This window comes from Frankia gtarii, assembly GCF_025403375.1.
In the GTDB taxonomy this organism is placed as follows: domain Bacteria; phylum Actinomycetota; class Actinomycetes; order Frankiales; family Frankiaceae; genus Frankia; species Frankia gtarii.
Map to the genome: position 1 here is coordinate 1 of NZ_JAMPTM010000506.1, position 1,863 is coordinate 1,863.

The 1,863-nt window shown below is 74.8% G+C and carries 2 protein-coding genes; both read right to left on the reverse strand.

Going from position 1 to position 1,863, the window contains the following annotated elements; all coding sequences use genetic code 11:
* A partial coding sequence (locus NBZ83_RS31895; RefSeq protein WP_261576480.1) for a hypothetical protein occupies nucleotides 1–1,379 on the reverse strand: 1,379 nt, incomplete at its 3' end.
* Complete coding sequence (locus NBZ83_RS31900) at nucleotides 1,376–1,747, reverse strand: hypothetical protein (protein WP_261576481.1); 372 nt, start codon at nucleotides 1,745–1,747, stop codon at nucleotides 1,376–1,378. The genes NBZ83_RS31895 and NBZ83_RS31900, both read right to left, overlap by 4 nt.
* Between the last annotated feature and the right edge of the window lie 116 nt (nucleotides 1,748–1,863).

The window sequence follows — 1,863 nt, forward strand, 5'->3', positions numbered from 1 at the left end:
CGGCTGGGGTGCGGGGTGATGTGCCAGTCGGCGAACCGGGCATGTGCCTCGCGGGAGGCTTCGCCGAGGAGTTGGCGGACCTGGAGGGCGTCGGTGGCGGCGGGATCCCACCGCCAGGTCTTCGTGTCGAGATCGGTGTCGGTGGGCGCGGCCCGGTGCAGCGCGTCGGCGAGGGCGGTGATGTCGCCATGGGCGACCTGCCCGCGGATCTGGTCGGTGACCGCGGTGGGAAGGACGCGTTCGACGAGTTCGCGGTGGTGGCGTTCGTCGGGGGTGCCGAGCAGCCAGCCGTTGCGGTCGCAGATCGCTTTCAGGGCGGTGTCGGTGAGATCCACCGAGTGGGCCGGGGGCGGGAAGCGGCGGGCGAGGCTGCGTAGGTCGGCGAGGCGGAGCGCGCCGGGTCCGCGCAGGGCGAGTTCCGCGGCCACCGTCGGGTGGGAGGCGTGCAGGACGCCGAGGGCGAGGAGCACGGCGTCGCTGCGGCCGCGGGCGTTGCCGGCGCGGGCGAGCCAGCGGCGGCCTTCGGTCGCGGTGCGTACCGCGGCGTCGAGGTCGCCGAGGGCGTGCTGGATGCCGAGCCAGCCGACGAGATCAGTCCGGTGAGGTTGGACAGCGGCGTCGGGTCCGTGCACGGTCGCGGGTTCGGTCAGGATCGCCTGGGCGGGGATGCCGTGGGTGAGCGCGTTCGCGGTCATCCATAGCCGGGGCAGGTCGGGATCGGAGAACACCGCGTTCTGTCGCAGGTGGGCGCGGGCGAGGTAGGTCTCGAGCGCCAGTGGGAGGTTCGCGCCGTGCAACGCGTTCAGGCTGGGCTTTCCGTCCGCGAGGCCGGGCCGTGCGCCGCGGTGGCCGCTGACCGCGTCGGCGGGGGTGCGCGCGATGAGGGTGCCCACCCCGAGGGCGATGCCGAGGAACAGGTCGGGGTCGAGCTGATGGGTGGCGGCGATGCGCCGGACGGCCGCGAGCTGCGTGCGGGCCGGCCGGCGGCGGGTGTGCTGGGCGGTCTCGTGCAGGGCGGTGAGCAGCAGGGTGGGTGTCGCGGTCGGTAGCACGGCGGCCGGTCGGGGGATGCTGCGCAGCTCGTTGATGACGTCGGTGGCGCGGCGGCGGAGGTCGCGTTCACCGGTGGCGGCAGGTGGGGTGTGGTCGGGCCACATGCTCGCGGTTCGGGACAGGCCGAGGGTGCGGTCGTGGGCTGCGGCGGCGCCGACCCGCCGGGGCCTGGTGCCCGTCCACGGGGTGCGGGCGTGGGCGAGTTCCCGCTGCCCGCGGGGGCTGTTCTCGCGGTCGAAGAAGCCGTGGTCCCGTCGGCCGAGCGCGGCACTGTCGGTGTCCAGAGGAAGACCGCGGCCGGGCAGGTCGTCGTCGACGCGGCTCATAGGGTCCCGTCCGGCCGGGTGATGGCCGCGGCCTCGGCGCGTTCGCGGGCGAGGCGGTGAGCGCGGATCCACGCGGCGGCGGCGAGTTCGGCGGGTTCGGGTTCACCCCAGCTGCGCACGAGCAACCAGCCGTCGGGCCGTTCACGGAGCTCGAAGACGGTGCTGATCGTCCGCAGGGCCACAACACCGCTGTGCGCAAGCTGACCGATGACCCTGGACGCGGTGGGGGCGCCGGCGAGGTGGCGTTCCAACGCGACGGCGGCCAGCGCGAGCAACGCGTCGGGGTCGTCGCCGAGCCGGTCGGGGACCGTGAGGACGACAGGGCGGCCGAGCACGCTGATGTCCCAGCCGGGTTCGGGTGTGGTCACGACGGTCCATCCAGGTCAGGGCCAGTCGGCGGCGCAGCGTCCGGCACTGGCGGTGTTGGCGTAGGCGAGAGTGGGCCGGGTGGCGGCTGGCCGGGTGGCGGTGGCCCAGTCGGGGG